The following is a 17,577-nucleotide window of genomic DNA, read 5'->3' as shown; positions in this document are numbered from 1 at the left end:
CCCGGTGGTCAGCCGGGCGGGCGCACGTCCGCCCGCAGCGGGTGGTCGGCGGGGACCTCGACCAGCACGATCGCCACGCCGTCGGGGTCGCTGACCGTGGCCTCCAGCAGTCCCCACGGCTTGCGGTCCGGCCCGTCGACGACGGGGACGCCCGCCCGGGCCAGCCGGTCCACCTCGGCGGCGAGGTCGCGCACCTGTACCCACAGCGCCAGGCCGCGCGGGCGCTCGTCGGCCCGGCCGGACACCTCCAGCAGGCCGTTGCCGAGGAAGAACACCAGCCCGCGGTGCCCGGGCGGGCCGAACTCGCGGTAGACGGCCAGCCCGAGCACGTCGCGGTAGAACGCCTGTGAGCGGTCGGGGTCGGTGGGCCGCAGGAGCACGCGACTGCTGAGCACGTCCACGCCGCCCATCCTGGCCGCCACCGCGCGATCTCGACGGGGGAGGGGCCGGGACCGCCCGCGCGCCTACCCTCGAGCGGTGACCCCTCCCGCCTCCCCGGCGGCGGCCCCCGTCGACCGGCGGCGGGAGCTGCGCGCCGACTGCTCCGCCTGCGCGGGCCTGTGCTGCGTGCTGCCCGCCTTCGCCGCCTCGGCCGACTTCGCGATCGACAAGCCGGCCGGGCGGGCCTGCGTGCACCTCGCCCCCGACGCCCGCTGCGGCATCCACGCCGACCTGCGGCAGCGCGGGTTCCCGGGCTGCACGGTCTTCGACTGTTTCGGCGCCGGCCAGCGGCTGGTGCAGGTCGCCGCCGTCGAGCGACCGGCGGCCGACCCGGGCGTGGCCGCGGCCTTCCCCGTGCTGCGGCAGCTGCACGAGCTGCTCTGGTACCTCGCCGAGTCCGCCGCGCTGCGCCTGCCGGCGCCGCTGCGCACCGACGTCGCCCTTCTCACCGAGCGCACCGAGCGGCTCGCCGCCGGCGACCCGGCGGAGCTGGCCGCCGTCGACGCGGCTGCGCTGCGGGCCGAGGCCGGCGAGCTGCTCGGCCGGGTCAGCGCCGCCGTCCGTCCCGGGGGGCGGGACCGGCGCGGCGCCGACCTCATCGGCGCCGACCTGCGCCGCGCCGACCTGCGCGGCAGCAGCCTGCGCGGCGCCTACCTGATCGGCGCGGACCTGCGCGGCGCCGACCTCACCGCCGTCGACCTGCTCGGCGCGGACCTGCGGGCGGCCGACCTGCGCGGCGCGGACCTCTCCGGCGCGCTGTTCCTCACCCGCCCGCAGGTGGCCGCGGCCCGCGGCGACGGCGCCACCCGCCTGCCGGCCGCGCTCGAGCGCCCCGCGCACTGGACCGCCACGACCGCCACGACCGCCGCGACCGCCGCACCGGTCACGGCACGGCGTCCCCGTCGTCGTCGGGACGGCCGCGGCGACGCAGCAGGCCGGTGACGCCGGCGACCCGGTTCTGCGCCTGACGGATCGTCGCGATCATCGGCATGAGGTCCTCGTCGATGGTGCGGATGATGTCCGGCACCGCGTCGACCGCGGGGTCGTCGAGGACCCGGCCCACCCGCTCCAGCCCCGGCTTGAGCGAGCGCACCGGCTCCTCGAGCTCCCCGACGAGGTCCTCCAGCCGCTCGGCGGTGCGCTGCGCCGAGGCGATCGCCGACGTCGCCGTCGTCGTCGCGGCGATGAGCTCGCGGACGGCGCCGTTGAGGTCGGTGAGGGTGCGCGGCAGCTGGGCCAGCGCCTCGGTCTGCGCCTGCAGCGCGGTCAGCAGCTCGGTGAGGCCGGGGATCTTCGGCATGCCGAGGCGGAAGGGGTCCACACCGGCAACCGTCGCGCCCCCGGCGACCGGCCCGCAACTCAGCCCGGCAGCACCTCGCGCCACCGCCGGCCCGCCTCGCGCCCGCTGCGGACGTCGGCGAGGCCGCGCATCGCGTCGATGTCGTGCCAGGTGCCGGTGAGCAGCCCGAACACCCCGACCCCGGTGTCGAGCATCGACGGGTGCGGCGGCGGCATCCCGTTGGGCCGGACGAAGGTGATCTTCCACCGCTGCCCGGCCGCGGTCAGCTTCAGCCCGCCGCCGAACCACCACCACGGCCACGACACGTCGCTGACGGCGGCCAGCGGCACGTCGAAGACCGGGGTGTCGCTGACGAAGGTCAGCCCGCCCTGGGCGGTGGCCAGGTAGCCGGGGACGTTGCGCAGGCCCCCGATCAGCCAGGCCGGGCTGACCAGCGCGGCGGCGGTGGGGTGAGTGGTCACGGTGCTCCTCTCGCGAGGGGCCCTACAGGGCCCGCAGGATGTCCTCGACGCGCTCGCGCGCGTCGCCGAACAGCATCCGGGTGTTCTCGCGGAAGAACAGGGGGTTCTGCACGCCGGCGTACCCGGTGCTCATCGACCGCTTGAACACCACCACGTGCTCGGCGTCCCACACGTGCAGCACCGGCATGCCGGCGATCGGGCTGGCCGGGTCCTCGGCGGCGGCCGGGTTGACCGTGTCGTTGGCGCCGATCACCAGCACCACCGACGTCTTCGCCAGGTCGTCGTTGATCTCGTCCATCTCGAGGACGACGTCGTAGGGCACCTTCGCCTCGGCCAGCAGCACGTTCATGTGCCCGGGCAGGCGCCCGGCGACCGGGTGGATGCCGAAGCGGACCAGTACGCCCTTGTCGGTGAGCGTGCGGGTCAGCTCGGCGACGGCGTTCTGCGCGTGCGCCACCGCCATGCCGTAGCCGGGCGTGATGACGACGCTGTCGGCGTCGCGCAGCAGCTGCGCGACCTCCTCGGCGGTGGTCTCGGTGTGCTCGCCCTCGACGTCGCCGGCGGCGGCGGTGGCGCCCTCGTTGCCGAACCCGCCGGCGATGACCGACAGGAAGGAGCGGTTCATCGCCTGGCACATGATGTAGGAGAGGTAGGCGCCGGAGGAGCCGACCAGCGCGCCGGTGACGATGAGCAGGTCGTTGTCGAGCAGGAAGCCCGAGGCCGCGGCCGCCCAGCCCGAGTAGCTGTTGAGCATCGAGACGACGACGGGCATGTCGCCGCCGCCGATCGAGGCGACCAGGTGCCAGCCCAGCGCCAGCGCCAGCACGGTCAGGCCCGCCAGCACGCCCAGCCCCGGCGAGACGACGAACACGACGGTCAGGACGGCGAAGGCGCCCAGCGCGCCGAGGTTGAGCGCGTTCTTGCCCGGCAGCACCAGCGGGTTGCTGCGGATCCGCCCCGACAGCTTGAGGTAGGCCACGACCGAGCCGGTGAAGGTGACCGCGCCGATGAAGACCCCGATCGCCACCTCGGCGGAGTGGATGCCGACGGGCAGGTCGAGCACCTCCGCCTCGCCGGCGGGCGCGCCCTCCACCGACAGGTAGCCGTTCCAACCGACCAGCACCGCGGCCAGGCCGACGAAGCTGTGCAGCAGCGCGATGAGCTCGGGCATGCCGGTCATCTCGACGATCCGGGCCCGCCACAGGCCGATCGCGGCGCCGATCACCATGGCGACGGCGATGAGGCCGATCGTCAGGGCGTCGCCGTCGCGGGCGGCCAGCCCGATGGTGGCGACCAGCGCGACCGCCATCCCGGCGATGCCGTAGGCGTTGCCCGCCTTGGCGGTCTCGTGCCGCGACAGGCCGGCCAGGCTGAGCACGAACAGCAGGGCGGCGACGATGTAGGCCGCGGATGCGGCGGTGGTGGCGCTCACGGTCAGGCCCTCCGGAACATGCCGAGCATGCGGCGGGTCACCGCGAAGCCGCCGAAGACGTTGATGCTGGCCAGCAGCACCGCGAGGAAGGCCAGCACGGTCACCACCGTGCTGGTGTGCCCGAGCTGCAGCAGCGCCCCGACCAGGATGATCCCGGAGATCGCGTTGGTGACGCTCATCAGCGGCGTGTGCAGCGCGTGGTGGACGTGCCCGATGACGTAGAAGCCGACCACGACGGCCAGGGCGAACACCGTGAGGTTGCCGATGAGCTGGTCGGGGGAGAAGGCGGCGAGCAGGAACAGCAGCGCCGCGCCGAGGCCGACCAGCGCGGCCCGCCGGCCGGGCGCGGGCGGCGGAGCCGCAGCCGGCAGCGGCGCCGGTGGTGGTGCGGCGGCGGGTGCCGGGGCGGCCGAGACCTGCACCGGGGGTGGCGGCCACAGCTTCTCCCCGGCCCGCGCCACGGTCATGCCGCGCACCACGACGTCGTCGAGGTCGAGCACGAGCCGCCCGTCCTTGCCGGGGGTGAGCAGCGTGAGCAGGTTGACCAGGTTGGTGGCGAACAGCTGCGAGGCCTGCGCCGGCAGCCGGGCGGGCAGGTCGGTGTAGCCGATGATCGTCACGCCGTTCGGGGTGACCACCACCTCGTCGGGCACCGAGCCGGCCACGTTGCCGCCCTGCGCGGCGGCCATGTCCACGACCACCGAGCCCGGCTTCATGCTCGCCACCATCTCCTCGGTGAGCAGCCGCGGCGCCGGCCGCCCGGGGATCAGCGCGGTGGTGACGACGACGTCGACGTCGCGGGCCTGCTCGGCGTACATCACGGCGGCGCGGGCGTCGAAGCTCTCGGACGTGACCGACGCGTACCCGGTGCCCGGCCCGGCGGCCTGCTCGGTCTCGTCGGCGGGCACGCCCACGTACTCCCCGCCCAGCGAGCGCACCTGCTCGGCGACCTCGGGGCGGACGTCGGTGGCGCGCACGATCGCGCCCAGGCTGCTGGCGGTGCCGATGGCGGCCAGCCCCGCGACGCCGGCGCCGGCGACGAACACCTTGGCCGGGGGCACCTTGCCCGCGGCGGTGACCTGCCCGGTGAAGAACCGGCCGAAGGCGTGCGCGGCCTCGACGACGGCGCGGTAGCCGGCGATGTTGGCCATCGACGACAGCACGTCCAGCGACTGCGCCCGCGAGATCCGCGGTACGGCGTCCATGGCCAGCGCGGTGACCCCGCGGGCGACCAGCGCGTCGAGCAGGCCGGGGGAGAGGGCGGGGGCGAGCAGGCTGACCAGCACCGCGTCCGGGCGCAGCAGCGCGACCTCGTCGAGGGTGGGGGCGTTGACGTGCAGGACGACGTCGGCGCCCCAGGCCTCGGCCGCCGTACCGATCCGCGCGCCCGCGGCGACGTAGGCCTCGTCGGGGGAGCTGGCCGCCGTCCCGGCCCCGGCCTCGACCAGGACCTCGTACCCGAGCGCGCACAGCCGGCCGACGCTCACCGGCGTCGCGGCCACCCGCGTCTCGTTCCGTCGGGTCTCGGCCGGCACACCGATCAGCACGCGCACTCCATCGACAGCTCGGGCCGGCGACCCCGCCGGCGGACCGGGTGGTGCTGCGCGGGGCGGGCGGGCGGCCGACCCCGGTGCTGCATGGTGACAGGAGCCGGTGCCGAACCGGGCGACCCCGTCCGGATTCGTGACGTGGATCGCACGCCCACCCTCCCGGGTGAGGGCCGCGCCCGGCGGGTGGAGTCCGGCCCGCCGCGTGCCGAGGGTCCCGGGGAGTCCCGCACCGGGGCCCGACGAGCAGCCCGACCGACAGCCCGACCGACAGCCCGACCGACAGCAGGGAGGACCCCGTGCCCGCCAGCCCGGAGGTGGTGGCCGCCGTGTTCGCCGCGGCGGCCGGCGGCGACGGGCCCGCGCTGGTCGTCGTCGGGGCCGCCGACGGCCCGCCGCGGGTCACCTGGGCGAACGCCAGCGCCACCGCGCTGCTGGGCCCCGTGCCGGGCGGCACGCCGGTCCCCGCGCTGCTGCCGACCCTGCCGGTCGGGGAGCTGCCGGTGCTGCTCCGCCGCGGCCGCACCGCGCGGCTGGCGCTGCCGGTGCGCACCGCCGACGGGCGGCTCGTCGACGCCGTCGTCCGGGCCACCCCGGCTCCCTCCGGGCGGTCGTGGACGCTGGCGGTGACCACCGGGGCCGCCGACGCCGAGCGCGCCTCCCGGGCGACCGCCGTGGCCGCCGAGCGCCGGTTCGCCACCCTGACCGCGCGCTCGCCGGTGCCGACCGTCCTCTCCGAGCAGGGCATGCGGCTGGCGCACGTCAACGACGCCTTCTGCCGGCTCGTCGGCCGGCCCGCCGGGGACCTGCTCGGCACCGGCTGGACCGGCTGCGTGCACCCCGACGACCTCGGTGCCGTCGTCGAGGCGGTGGCCGCCGTCCTCGCGAGCGGGGAGGGCCCGGGCGCGGAGGGCGAGGTGCGGGCCCGGCTGGTGCGCGCCGACGGCGCCGAGCGGTCCGCCCTGCTGCGGCTGGGTCACGTGTTCACCCCGGGCTCCGGCGCCGGCTTCCTGGGCACCGTCGAGGACGTCACCGAGCGGCTGGCCTTCGAGGCGCGGCTGGCCCACCAGGCCTCCCACGACCCGCTGACCGGCCTGCCCAACCGCACCCTGCTCGACCAGCACCTCGCCGCCCGCTTCACCGCCGGGGGCCGCGGACTGGCCTGCCTGTTCCTCGACCTCGACGACTTCAAGGTGGTCAACGACTCCCTCGGCCACGACGCCGGCGACGAGCTGCTGGTGGTGGTCGCCGCCCGGCTGCGCGCCACCGTCCGCCCCGGCGACCTCGTGGCCCGCTTCGGCGGCGACGAGTTCGTGGTCGTCTGCGACGGCGTCGACGAGGCGGCCGCCACGGCGCTGGCCGGGCGGATCGGCACCGCGCTCGCCGCGCCGGTGTCGCTGGCCGGGGTGCTGCTGCGGCCGCACGCCAGCATCGGCGTCACCGTGCAGGCGCCCGAGCACGCCGACGCCGCCGACCTGGTCCGCGACTGCGACATCGCCATGTACCAGGCCAAGGCCGGGGGCAAGGGCCGGGTGCGGGTGCTCGACCGCGCCGGCCGCGCCGAGGCCCGCGCCAAGCTGCGGCTGGTCGCCGACCTGCGCGACGCGATCGAGCGGCGCGAGGTGGGCCTGCACTACCAGCCGATCCTCGCCGCCGGCGACGGGTCGCTCGACGCCGTCGAGGCGCTCGCCCGCTGGGTGCACCCCGAGCACGGGCCGATCAGCCCGGCGACGTTCGTGGCCCTGGCCGAGGAGAGCGGCCTGATCGGCGCGCTCGGCCTGCTGGTGCTCGACGAGGCCTGCCGGCAGGTGGCGGTGTGGGACCGCGAGCTCGGCCCGGCCGCCCCGCCCCGGGTCAACGTCAACGTCTCGGCGCTGCAGCTCGACGGCGGCCTGCGCGACGCGGTCGTCGCCGCGCTCGACCGGCACGGCCTCGCGCCCGCCCGGCTGTCGGTGGAGATCACCGAGTCGGCGCTGATGACCGACCCCGCCGCCGCCCGCGCGGTGCTGCAGGGCCTGCGCGACCTCGGTGTGGCGGTCGCCATCGACGACTTCGGCACCGGCTACTCGTCACTGGCCTCGCTGCGGCACCTGCCGGTGACCTGCCTGAAGGTCGACCGCTCCTTCGTCGCCGAGCTCGCCGACGGCCACGCCGAGATCGCCACCGCCGTCATCGCGATGGCCCGCAGCCTGGGGCTGTCCACCGTCGCCGAGGGCGTCGCCACCCCCGCGCAGGTCGCGGCGCTGACCGAGCTCGGGGCCACCTACCTGCAGGGCTTCTCCCTGGCCCGGCCGATGGACGGCGCCGCCACGGCCGCCTGGGTCGGTGCCCGGTGACCGCGGTGTCGCCGATCGTGCCGGCCGCGGGCGGGCTGTCGCTGGGCACGCCCCCGGCGGTCGACCTCGACCGGCTGCTGGCCGGGATGGACACGATGGCCGGGCAGCGGCCGGTGGCCGCCCAGGTGGTCGCCGTCGCCAGCACCGACGACGCCAGCGCGGCCCGCCTGGCCGAGGTGCTCGCCGGCGACGTCGCCCTGGCCGGCCGGGTGATGAAGCTGGCCAACTCCGCCTACTTCGGCATGACCGGCCGGGCGACGACGCTGCAGTTCGCCGTCACCGTCGTCGGCTTCACCGCCGTGCGGACCATGGCGACGGTCGCGCTCACCTGCCTCGACGACGAGGAGCACCTGCCCGAGGGGTTCTGGGCGCGCAGCACCGGTGTGGCGCTGGCCGCCTCGGTGCTCGCGCCGCGGTCGGGCACCCGGCCGCAGGACGCCCTGTGCCTCGGGCTGCTCGCCCAGGTCGGGGCCGCGCTGCTGCACGGCGAGGACCCGGCGGGCTACCGCGCGCTGGCCGTCGCGCACCGCTCCTCGGCCGCGCGCCGCACCGCCGAGGTGTGCCGCTACGGCATCTCGGCGCTGCGGCTGTCGGCCGTCGCCCTGGAGCAGTGGGGGTTCCCGCCGGTGATGGTCGTCCCGCTGGCCGCCGCCGACGACCCCACCGCGCCCGACGGCGCGCTGCTGCGCGTCGCCTCCGAGCTCGGTGCCCGCCACGCCGACCCCGCGCACGAGCCGGTGCCGGTGGAGCGGCTCGGCGGCGGGCTGCTGCGCGAGGACGGCGTCGCGGCGGTGCTGGAGCAGGTCGCCATCGCGGCCGAGGACCTGCGCCGCGCCGTCGTCGGGTGAAGGACCTCCCTGCCCCCCACCGCTCGCACGCCCGCGGCGGGCCCCTGCAGGGAGGCCGTCTGACCGGACTCCGGCCGGAGACGATCAGCTCGCGGCGAGCACCCGGTCGGTGACGTCGCGCAGCACCGCCGGCCAGTCCTCGAGCACGGCCTCCCGCCCCGTCCGGACGACGACGACGTCCGAGGCCGGGTCGACGTAGACGAACTGGCCCTTGTTGCCGCGGGCGGAGAAGCGGCCCTCCCGCTCGGTGTCGACCCACCACCAGTACTGGTAGTGCTCGGCCGGGTCGGTGGTGGTGTCACGGCGGGTGGCCTCGGCGACCCACTCCGCGGGCACCACCTGCACGTCCCCGGCGCGGCCCTCGCGGGCGAACAGCAACCCGAAGCGGGCGAAGTCGACCGCGCGGGCGTTGACCCCGCTCTCCATCTTCGGGAAGCGGGTGGCCTCGCTGTCGGCGCTCCAGCTCGCGTCGGCCTCGGCGCCCATCGGGCCCCACAGCACCTCGGCGGCGTACTCCTCGACCGGCCGGCCGACGGCCCGCTCCAGCGCCAGCCCGACCAGGAGCGGGTTGTAGTTGTTGTAGAGCCACGTGCGCCCGGGCGGCTCGACGACCTCGACGGTGAGGGCGAGCGCGCGCAGGTCGGGGTCGTAGTAGGTGCGCGCGTCGTCGCTCCACGGCAGGCCCTGCTCCTCGTAGGCCAGGCCCGAGGACATGGTGACCAGGTGCCGCAGGGTGATGCGGGCGGTGTCGGGGTCGCGCTCGGCCAGCTCGGGGACGTAGGCGGTGACCGGGTCGTCGAGGCTCCCGATCTCCCCGCGGGCGATCGCGGTGCCCACCAGCGTCGACAGCACCGACTTGGCCACGGAGAACGACGTCTGCAGCGACTCCCGGGACTGGCCCTCGCCGTACTCCTCGACCAGCAGCTCGTCGCCGCGGAGCACGACGAACGCCGTCGTCTGCGTGCGGTCGAGCAGCGCGTCGAGGTCCTCCTCGCCCGACCCGGGCACGGTCACCTCCTCGAGGACGCCGGGCGGCAGGGCGCCGGAGCGCAGCGGCAGCGGGGTGTCCCCGGCGGGGATCGGGAGGGCGGGGAAGCGGAGGCGGTCGTCGACGTCGGCGTCCATCCACACCAGCGCCCGCGCCACCCCGGAGGTGTCCAGGGACGCCCGCGCCCACAGCTGCAGCCCGCCGGCGGCGACCGCGGTCCACACCAGGACGGCCACCAGCCCGGCCGCGACCCGGCCGCGGCGGCGGCGCACCGGACGCGCCGCCGCCCAGGCCAGCAGGACGCCGAGGACGAGCGGGACCGACAGCCAGGCGACGTGCACGGCAGGCGACCCTAGGTCCTGCGCGCCCCGGGGCGACCGCGGCCGGCGCCCCCGGTACGGGGACGCCGGCCGCTAGCCGGACACGTGGCCTCCCTGCAGGGTCCCGCCGCGAGCGCGCGAGTGGCGGGGGGCAGGGAGGTCCTCACGCGGTGTAGGGCGCGCCCAGCGGGTCGACCGTCGGGTAGGAGTCCACGGACTCGGCGAGGCGGTCGGCGGCCCAGTCGCCGTCGCCGAGCAGGTGGTCGATCGCGGTGAGCCGGCTGGTGTAGTGCCCGACCGAGTACTCCGCGGTGACCCCGATGCCGCCGTGCAGCTGGATGGCCTCCTTGCCGACGTGGCGGCCGGCGCGGCTGGTCTGCAGCCGCGCCCGGTTCGCCGCGGCCACGACGTCGCCGCCGGCGTCGGCCACCATGCTCGCCCACAGCGCGGTGCTGCGGGCCAGCTCCAGCGACACGTACATGTCCGCCGCCCGGAAGGTCAGCGCCTGGAACCGGTTGAGCGTGACGCCGAACTGCTTGCGCGTCTTGAGGTACTCCGCGGTGGTCTTCAGCGCGGTGTCCATCGCCCCGACCGCCTCGTTGGCGTAGGCGATCCGGGCGAGGGCCTGGGCGCGCTCGACGTCGGCGCCGCGGTCGGCGGTCCCCTCCCCGAGCAGCTCGGCGGGCGTGCCGTCGAAGGCGAGGTGGGCCGCGCGGCTGCCGTCGTGGCTGCGGTAGCCGGTGCGGGTCAGCCCCGCGGCGTCGCCCTGCACGAGGAACAGCGCGGTGCCGCCGTCGACGACGGCGGAGACCACCAGGACGTCGGCGCGGGCGCCGCCCGGCACCGGCTCCTTGACACCGGTCAGCCGCCACCCCTCGCCGTCGGGGGCGGCGGTGACGGCCGACGCCGAGGCGCTCCAGCGGGTGGCCGGCTCGGCGTGCGCGAACGCGAGCACGCTCGAGCCCTCCGACAGCGGCCCGAGGACGGCGCTGCGCTGCGCGGCGGTGCCGACGGCGGCGACCAGGCCGCCGGCCAGCACCACGGACTCGACGAAGGGCTCGGGCGCGAGGACGCGGCCCAGCTCCTCGGCGACGATGCCGACCTCGATCGGGCCGGCGCCCATGCCGCCGTCGGCCTCGGCGAAGGGCAGGCCGAGCACCCCCATCTCGGCCAGCTGAGCCCAGGTCTTCTCGTCGAAGCCCGGGTCGGTGGCGACGACCTGGCGGCGTCGCTCGCTGTCGGCGTAGGCCCGCTGCAGCAGGCCGCGCACGGCCTCCCGCAGGTCGCTCTGCTCGCTGTCGTAGGTGAAGTCCACGACTACCTCACAACCCCAGGATCGTGCCGGCGATGATGGTCCGCTGGACCTCGTTGCTGCCTCCGTAGATGGAGACCTTGCGGTAGTTCAGGTACTGCGGCGTGGCCACCCGGGCCCAGTCGGGGACCTCCGAGCCGCCGTCGGCGAAGGAGGCCAGCGACAGCGGGCCGGCGATGTCGACGATCAGCTCGGTGGCCGCCTGCTGCAGCTCCGAGCCGCGGAGCTTGAGCACCGAGGAGGCCGGGTGCGGCTTGCCGTCGGCGGAGTTGGCCACGACGCGCAGCGCGGTGAGCTCCAAGGCCAGCAGCTCGTTCTCCAGCTCGGCGATGCGCGCGGCGGTGCGGGGGTCCTCCGACAGCGGGCGGCCGCCGGAGGTGATCTCGCGGGCGTGCTGCTTGGCCTGCGCGATGAGCTTCTTGGTCGCGCCGACGCGGGCGATGCCCACCCGCTCGTTGCCGAGCAGGAACTTGGCGTAGTCCCAGCCGCGGTTCTCCTCGCCGATCAGGTTCTCGGCGGGCACCCGGACGTCCTCGAAGAAGACCTCGTTGACCTCGTGGCCGCCGTCGATGAGCTGGATGGGCCGCAGCGTGACGCCGGGGGAGTCCATCGGGAAGACCAGCATCGAGATGCCGCGCTGCTTCTTCTCCGCCGTCGGGTCGGTGCGGACCAGGCAGAAGATCCAGTCGGCGTACTGGCCGAGGGTGGTCCAGGTCTTCTGGCCGTTGACCACCCAGTCGTCGCCGTCGCGGACGGCGGTGGTGCGCAGCGAGGCCAGGTCGGAGCCGGCGTCGGGCTCGGAGAAGCCCTGGCACCACCAGATGTCGAGGTTGGCGGTGGCCGGCAGGAAGCGCTCCTTCTGCTCCTGGTTGCCGAAGGTCGCCACGACCGGGCCGATCATGCTGGTGTTGAACGCGAGCGGCTCGGGGACGCTGGCCAGCTGCATCTCCTCGCGCCAGATGTGGCGCTGCAGCGGCGTCCAGTCCCGGCCGCCCCACTCCACCGGCCAGTGCGGCACGGCGAGCCCGGCGGCGTTGAGGACCCGCTGGGCCTCGACGTACTGGTCGCGGGTCAGGTGGCGGTGGGCCGCGATCGTGTCGCGGATCTCCTGCGGCACCCGGGTGGTGAAGAAGGTGCGCATCTCATCCCGGAAGGCCTCCATCTCCGGGGAAAGCTGCAACCGCATGGGACCTCTCTCCTGACGGCGTCCTGGCACGCCGTCTCGACGTGTCCCCCGACGATCCCACACCGGTTACTCGGGAGTACGTCTGAGTCCCCGGGCGCCGCGGGCGTGTCCGGGCCCCAGGATGGGCCGGTGCTCGGGGGAGACCGCCTGCTGCTGGCCGCGGTCCTCCTCACCGCCGTCAACCTGCGCGCCGGGATCGCCGCGGTGGGCCCGGTCCTCGACGACGTGCGGGCCGACCTGGGGCTGTCGGCGGCGGCCGCCGGGCTGCTGACCGCGCTGCCGGTGCTGTGCTTCGCGCTGCTCGCGCCGGCGGCGGCCGCGGTCGGGCGGCGGCTGGGCGCGGGGCCGGCCGTCCTCGGGTCGCTGCTGCTGCTCGCCGCCGCCCAGGGGCTGCGGGTGCTCGGCGGGCCGCCGGTGCTGCTGGCCGGCACGCTGCTGGTGGGCGCGGCGATGACGGTGGGCAACGTGCTCCTGCCGGCGGTGGTCAAGGCCGGTTTCGGCCGGTCGGCGGGCACGGTGACCGGTCTCTACACCGCGGCGCTGGTGGCCGGTGCCGCCGCCGGCGCCGCGCTCACCGCGCCGCTGGCGGCCGTGCTGGGCTGGCGCGGTGCGCTGGCCGCCCAGGGGCTGCCGGCGGTGGTCGCCGCCGTCGTGTGGGCGCGGGCCGCCCGGCACGCCGTCGTCGCCGGCCCGGCCCCCGCGGCACCGGCCGGCGCCGTGCGGCTGTGGCGCTCACCGCTGGCCTGGGCGGTGACCGCGGTGCAGGCCCTGCACTCGACGCTGTACTTCTCCCTCACCGCCTGGCTGCCGACGCTGCTGGCCGACCGCGCCGGGGCCGACGCGGCCACCGGCTCGCTGGCCGCGTCGGTGTTCCAGGTGCTCGGCATCGCCGGCAGCCTGCTGGTGCCCGCGGTGCTCGCCCGCCGGCCGGGCCAGACCGGGCTCGCGCTCGCCGTCGCGGCGCTGTGGACCGTGCCGGTCGCCGGGCTGCTGGTGGCCCCCGGCGGCTGGCCGCTGTGGGCGGGACTCGGCGGGCTCGCGCAGGGCGCCGGCATCGCGCTGGCGGTGACCCTCGTCGTGCTGCGCTCGGCCGACGCCGGCACCGCCGCCCGGCTGTCGGGCATGAGCCAGCTGGTCGGCTACTCCGTCGGCGCGGCGGGCCCCGTCGTCGTGGGTGCGCTGTCGCAGGCGAGCGGCGGGTGGACCGCGCCGCTGCTGCTCCTGCTCGCGCTCGGCGCCGGGCTGGCGGCGGCCGGCGTGGCCGCCGCCCGCCCGGTGCGGATCGGCTGAGCGCTCAGGGCAGCGGGACGACGTCGGCGAGCACGCCGCCGTCGTCGGTGAGCCGCTCGGGTGCGGGGCTGTCGTAGACGACGAGCAGCCGGCCGTCCGCGGGGTCGCCGAGCAGGCCGATCCCCTCGGCGTGGTCGTCGCCGTCGCCGAAGGGCAGCACCAGCTCGCGGGTGAGCAGGTCACCGCGGACGACGGTCGGCTCCTCGCACACCAGCGCGCCGTGCCAGCGGTAGACGTGGACCGGGCCGTCGAGGTCCATGGTCGGCCCGGCGAGCACCAGCAGGTCCTCCCCGTGGGGGCACAGGTCGCGCACGCCGAGGCCGGCCAGTCGCAGCACGTGCTTGCGGTAGCGGCGGCCGTCGGGGAACCTGCGCAGGCGCAGCCGGGCGGGGTCGCGCTCGTCGACCTCGGGCCGCAGCTCCAGCACGACCGCCCAGCCGCGCAGCACCGGCCCGCGCAGCCCGAGGTACACCCGGTCGCCGGCGACGGCGATGCCCTCGACGTCGAGGCCGTTGTCCTTGCTCGGGATCGACAGGAACGGGCCGAGGTGCTCGTCGTCGGCGAGCAGGTCGCGCAGGTCCTTGCCGCGGGCGCCGAAGACGGCGGCGCTGCGGGTGCCGTCGTCCTTGACCAGGGTGGGCAGCCCGTCGACGTCGACCACCGGGATCCGCACGATGACCTGCCGCCGCGGCTGGCCGGTCACGGTCGCCAGCCGGCGCAGCGCCCTGGCGCCGTCGTGCTCGTCGCGGATCCGGCGGCGGCGCAGGCTGTGCGAGCCCACCGCCCACACCGCGCCGTCGTGGCGGGCGATGCCCTCGATGTCGGCCTCCTCCTCGACGTCGGGGCCGGTGCCGCCGGGGAGGGGCACCAGGTCGGCGAGGGAGAAGGTGGTCTGGTCGCCGTAGCAGGTGGGGGAGGCGGGGTCGTCGGCGACGAGCCGCTCGATGGTGGCGGTCTCGTCGCCGGCGACCCAGAGCACCGGGCCGTCGCTGCGGACGGCGGAGAGGTTGGTGTGCGTCAGGCTCGCCCGGGAGGCCGAGCCGAACCGGAGGGTCACCGTGCGGGTCGTCGTCACGGGCGCGCACTGTGGCACGGGTCGACGCTGTCCGGGGCCCTTCCGAGCGTCGTACCGTTCGGCATGGATCTCGTCTGTCCCAAGTGCCAGGGCGCGATGCGCACCTACGAGCGCAACGGCGTGCACGTCGACCAGTGCACCGAGTGCCGCGGCATCTTCCTCGACCGCGGTGAGCTCGAGCGGCTGATCGACGCGGAGAACTCCTGGCACGGCGCGGCGGCCGGTGCCCGGCCCGGGCAGCAGCCCCAGCACCAGCAGCCCCAGCACCAGCAGCACGGCGCTCCCCAGCAGCAGTACGGCGCTCCCCAGCAGCACGGCGCGCAGTACCCGGCCGCGGGCGGCGCGGGCCTGGGCGCGGTGGTGAACGAGGTGCTCGGCGCGGTGGGCCGCTCGTCGTCGCACGGGTCGGGGCACGGCGGCCACGGCTCGCACGGCAAGAAGCGCAAGGAGTCCTTCCTGTCCGACCTCTTCGGATGAAGGACCCCGCTGCCCCCCACCGCTCGCAGGCTCGCGGCGGGCCCCTGCAGCGGGGCCGTTCCAGCACGTCACCTGCCGGGCGGCGGTAGGTTCCCGGCCGTGGCGGGGCGGGAGCTGGTCGTGCTCGGCACCGCCAGCCAGGCGCCCACCCGCACCCGCAACCACAACGGGTACCTGCTGCGCTGGGACGGCCGTGGCTTCCTGTTCGACCCCGGCGAGGGCACCCAGCGGCAGATGCTGCTGGCCGGGGTGCCGAGCAGCGCCGTCCACCGGGTGCTGGTCAGCCACTTCCACGGCGACCACTGCCTGGGCCTGCCCGGCGTCGTCCAGCGGATGTCCCTCGACGGCGTCGCGCACCCGGTGGTGGCGCACTACCCGGCGTCGGGGCAGGTCTTCTTCGACCGGCTGCGGCACGCCTCGCTCTTCGCCGACCTCGTCGACGTCCGGGAGGAGCCGGTGCACGGCGACGGCGTCCTGGCGCAGGACCCCGCCGGGACGATCGAGGCGCGGCGGCTGGAGCACCCGGTGCCGTCGTTCGGCTACCGCCTCGTCGAGCCCGACGGCCGGCGGATGCTGCCCGACCGGCTCGCCGCGGCCGGGGTGGCCGGGCCCGACGTCGGCCGGCTGCAGCGCGAGGGTGCGGTGCGGGTGGGGGAGGCGACGGTGCGCCTGGCGGACGTCAGCGCCCCGCGCCCGGGGCAGCGCTTCGCCTTCGTCATGGACACCCGGCTGTGCGACGGCGTCGCCGCGCTCGCCGAGCGCGCCGACCTGCTGGTCGTCGAGTCGACCTTCCTCGCCGAGGACGCGGCGCTGGCCCACCGCTACGGCCACCTGACCGCGCGGCAGGCGGCGCGGGTGGCGGCGCAGGCGGGGGTGCGGCGGCTGGTGCTCACCCACTTCTCGCAGCGCTACGACGACCCCCGCCGGTTCGAGGACGAGGCCCGCACCGAGTACGACGGCGACCTCGTCGTCGCGGCCGACCTGCAGCGCGTGCCGGTGCCCCCGCGCGCGGTGGGTGAGGACGGCCGGGGCGGGTAGCCCGGGGGACCGCCCCCGAGGAGGACGCCCGATGACCCGGCTCGACGCCACCACGCTCTCCCGGCTGAGCCCCTCGGTGTGGACCCCGCGCTACGACCGGTCGGCGGTGACGACCGGGATCGTGCACCTCGGCGTCGGTGGCTTCCACCGCTCGCACCAGGCGGTCTACGTCGACCGGCTGCTGGAGGCGGGGCAGGGGCGGGACTGGGGGATCTGCGGGGTCGGCGTGCTGCCCGCCGACCGGCGCATGCAGCAGGTCATGGCGGCGCAGGACTGCCTGTACACGGTGGTGGTCAAGCACCCCGACGGGTTCCTGGACGCGCGGGTGGTCGGCTCGATCGTGGCGTACCTGCTCGCGCCCGACGACCCGGAGGCCGTCGTGGAGAGGATGGCCGCGCCCGGCACCCGGATCGTGACGCTGACGGTCACCGAGGGCGGCTACAACACCTCACCGGACACCGGCGCCTTCGACACCACCGACCCCGGCGTCCTCGCCGACCTGCGACCGGGCGCGGCGCCGCGGACGACGTTCGGTCTGGTCACCGAGGCGCTGGTGCGCCGCCGAGAGCGCGGGCTGGCCCCGTTCGCGGTCGCCTCGTGCGACAACATCCCCGGCAACGGGCACCTGGCCCGCGACGCGTTCGCCGCCTTCGCCGCGCTGCGCGACGCCGCGCTCGGGGAGTGGGTGGCCGCCGAGGTGCCGTTCCCCGGCTCGATGGTCGACCGGATCACCCCGGTGACCACCGACGCCGACCGGGCCGCGCTCGCCGCGACGGGCGTCGAGGACGCCTGGCCGGTGGTCTGCGAGCCGTGGACGCAGTGGGTGCTGGAGGACCGCTTCCCCGCGGGCCGGCCGCCGCTGGAGGACGTCGGCGTGCAGCTCGTCGACGACGTCGCCCCCTACGAGCTGGTGAAGCTGCGGCTGCTCAACGCCGGCCACCAGGTGCTCGGCCACCTCGGCCGGCTGGCCGGCCACGAGTACGTGCACGAGGCCTGCCAGGACCCGCTGCTGCGGGAGTTCCTGCTCGGCTACCTCGACGACGAGGCCACCCCCACCCTCGCTCCGGTGCCCGGCCTCGACCTGCGGCGGTACAAGGCCGACCTGGTGGGCCGCTTCGCCAACCCCGCCGTCCGCGACACCCTGGCCCGGATCTGCGAGAACGCCTCCGACCGCATCCCCCAGTTCCTGTTGCCGGTGCTGCGCGCCGACCTCGCGGCGGGCCGGGAGTTCCGCCGGTCGGTCGCCGTCCTCGCCGCCTGGGCGCGCACCGCGGACGGCACCGACGACGCCGGCCGGCCCCTGGAGCTCCGCGACCCGCGGCGCGACGCGCTGCTCGCCCGGGTCCGCGACGCCGACCCGCTGGCCTTCCTCCGCGAGACCGACGTCTTCGGTGACCTGGCCGAGGACCCACGGGTGGCCGCCGCCTTCACCGCCACGCTGACCTCGCTGCGGAGGCGGGGGACCCGCGCCACCCTGGCCGACCTCGTCCGCGGGCCGCGCGCGCGGACGGCCGGGTAGAAACGGT

Annotated in this window: 16 protein-coding genes; 7 read left to right on the top strand and 9 right to left on the bottom strand. The window is 76.3% G+C overall.

Features of this window, described 5'->3' with window-relative positions; all coding sequences use genetic code 11:
- Window positions 1–8: 8 nt before the first annotated feature.
- The gene (locus ACI8AD_RS12040) at window positions 9–401 is read right to left on the bottom strand and encodes a VOC family protein (protein ID WP_456870759.1); all 393 of its coding nucleotides are present in this window, start codon (window positions 399–401) and stop codon (window positions 9–11) included.
- Window positions 402–477: 76 nt separating this feature from the next.
- Here ACI8AD_RS12040 and ACI8AD_RS12035 point away from each other — a divergent pair, with 76 nt between their 5' ends.
- A complete protein-coding gene (locus tag ACI8AD_RS12035) occupies window positions 478–1,383 on the top strand; it encodes a pentapeptide repeat-containing protein (RefSeq protein ID WP_456870758.1) in 906 nt (301 codons plus the stop codon).
- On the opposite strand, the gene ACI8AD_RS12030 is transcribed toward ACI8AD_RS12035, so the two are convergent.
- The 4 genes from ACI8AD_RS12030 to ACI8AD_RS12015 are packed head-to-tail and all read right to left on the bottom strand — an operon-like array spanning window position 1,325 to window position 5,169.
- Window positions 1,325–1,762 (bottom strand): hypothetical protein, encoded by a 438-nt coding sequence (locus ACI8AD_RS12030; RefSeq protein ID WP_456870757.1) that lies wholly within the window; start codon window positions 1,760–1,762, stop codon window positions 1,325–1,327. The two genes, ACI8AD_RS12035 and ACI8AD_RS12030, sit on opposite strands and share 59 nt — an antisense overlap.
- A 38-nt stretch (window positions 1,763–1,800) precedes the next feature.
- Window positions 1,801–2,202 carry a hypothetical protein gene (locus ACI8AD_RS12025; RefSeq protein ID WP_456870756.1) on the bottom strand — a complete coding sequence of 134 codons (402 nt, stop codon included), beginning with the start codon at window positions 2,200–2,202 and terminating at the stop codon, window positions 1,801–1,803.
- 22 nt (window positions 2,203–2,224) lie between these two features.
- Complete coding sequence (pntB, locus tag ACI8AD_RS12020; protein ID WP_456870755.1) at window positions 2,225–3,634, bottom strand: Re/Si-specific NAD(P)(+) transhydrogenase subunit beta; 1,410 nt, start codon at window positions 3,632–3,634, stop codon at window positions 2,225–2,227.
- A 2-nt stretch (window positions 3,635–3,636) separates the two neighbouring features.
- Window positions 3,637–5,169, bottom strand: a complete 1,533-nt coding sequence (locus ACI8AD_RS12015) for a Re/Si-specific NAD(P)(+) transhydrogenase subunit alpha (RefSeq protein ID WP_456870830.1) — start codon at window positions 5,167–5,169, stop codon at window positions 3,637–3,639.
- 311 nt (window positions 5,170–5,480) lie between these two features.
- Between ACI8AD_RS12015 and ACI8AD_RS12010 the strand changes: the two genes are divergently transcribed.
- Both ACI8AD_RS12010 and ACI8AD_RS12005 read left to right on the top strand, forming a co-directional pair.
- On the top strand, window positions 5,481–7,517 hold the full coding sequence (locus tag ACI8AD_RS12010; RefSeq protein WP_456870754.1) for a putative bifunctional diguanylate cyclase/phosphodiesterase: 2,037 nt from the start codon (window positions 5,481–5,483) through the stop codon (window positions 7,515–7,517).
- 5 nt (window positions 7,518–7,522) lie between these two features.
- The gene (locus ACI8AD_RS12005; RefSeq protein WP_456870753.1) at window positions 7,523–8,365 is read left to right on the top strand and encodes an HDOD domain-containing protein; all 843 of its coding nucleotides are present in this window, start codon (window positions 7,523–7,525) and stop codon (window positions 8,363–8,365) included.
- 84 nt (window positions 8,366–8,449) lie between these two features.
- On the opposite strand, the gene ACI8AD_RS12000 is transcribed toward ACI8AD_RS12005, so the two are convergent.
- From ACI8AD_RS12000 to ACI8AD_RS11990, 3 genes are all read right to left on the bottom strand, one after another.
- Window positions 8,450–9,694 (bottom strand): serine hydrolase domain-containing protein, encoded by a 1,245-nt coding sequence (locus ACI8AD_RS12000; protein ID WP_456870752.1) that lies wholly within the window; start codon window positions 9,692–9,694, stop codon window positions 8,450–8,452.
- A 142-nt stretch (window positions 9,695–9,836) separates the two neighbouring features.
- Window positions 9,837–10,988: an acyl-CoA dehydrogenase family protein gene (locus tag ACI8AD_RS11995; protein ID WP_456870751.1), complete on the bottom strand. Its 1,152-nt coding sequence runs from the start codon at window positions 10,986–10,988 to the stop codon at window positions 9,837–9,839.
- A gap of 7 nt (window positions 10,989–10,995) precedes the next feature.
- Window positions 10,996–12,171 carry an acyl-CoA dehydrogenase family protein gene (locus tag ACI8AD_RS11990; RefSeq protein ID WP_456870750.1) on the bottom strand — a complete coding sequence of 392 codons (1,176 nt, stop codon included), beginning with the start codon at window positions 12,169–12,171 and terminating at the stop codon, window positions 10,996–10,998.
- Between the two features lie 129 nt (window positions 12,172–12,300).
- Here ACI8AD_RS11990 and ACI8AD_RS11985 point away from each other — a divergent pair, with 129 nt between their 5' ends.
- Window positions 12,301–13,461 (top strand): MFS transporter, encoded by a 1,161-nt coding sequence (locus ACI8AD_RS11985; protein ID WP_456870749.1) that lies wholly within the window; start codon window positions 12,301–12,303, stop codon window positions 13,459–13,461.
- Window positions 13,462–13,465: 4 nt separating this feature from the next.
- Here ACI8AD_RS11985 and ACI8AD_RS11980 read toward each other — a convergent pair whose 3' ends face one another.
- Window positions 13,466–14,536, bottom strand: a complete 1,071-nt coding sequence (locus ACI8AD_RS11980) for a DUF3616 domain-containing protein (protein WP_456870748.1) — start codon at window positions 14,534–14,536, stop codon at window positions 13,466–13,468.
- 63 nt (window positions 14,537–14,599) lie between these two features.
- Here ACI8AD_RS11980 and ACI8AD_RS11975 point away from each other — a divergent pair, with 63 nt between their 5' ends.
- From ACI8AD_RS11975 to ACI8AD_RS11965, 3 genes are all read left to right on the top strand, one after another.
- A complete protein-coding gene (locus tag ACI8AD_RS11975) occupies window positions 14,600–15,013 on the top strand; it encodes a TFIIB-type zinc ribbon-containing protein (RefSeq protein WP_456870747.1) in 414 nt (137 codons plus the stop codon).
- Window positions 15,014–15,112: 99 nt separating this feature from the next.
- Window positions 15,113–16,051, top strand: coding sequence for a ribonuclease Z (locus ACI8AD_RS11970; protein WP_456870746.1), 939 nt, complete (start codon window positions 15,113–15,115; stop codon window positions 16,049–16,051).
- Window positions 16,052–16,082: 31 nt separating this feature from the next.
- Window positions 16,083–17,570 carry a mannitol dehydrogenase family protein gene (locus tag ACI8AD_RS11965; RefSeq protein WP_456870745.1) on the top strand — a complete coding sequence of 496 codons (1,488 nt, stop codon included), beginning with the start codon at window positions 16,083–16,085 and terminating at the stop codon, window positions 17,568–17,570.
- The last annotated feature ends 7 nt before the right edge of the window (window positions 17,571–17,577 follow it).

The sequence above is a fragment of the Geodermatophilus sp. SYSU D00766 genome (genome assembly GCF_054049915.1).
This window is presented reverse-complemented; position numbering and strand designations above follow the sequence as displayed.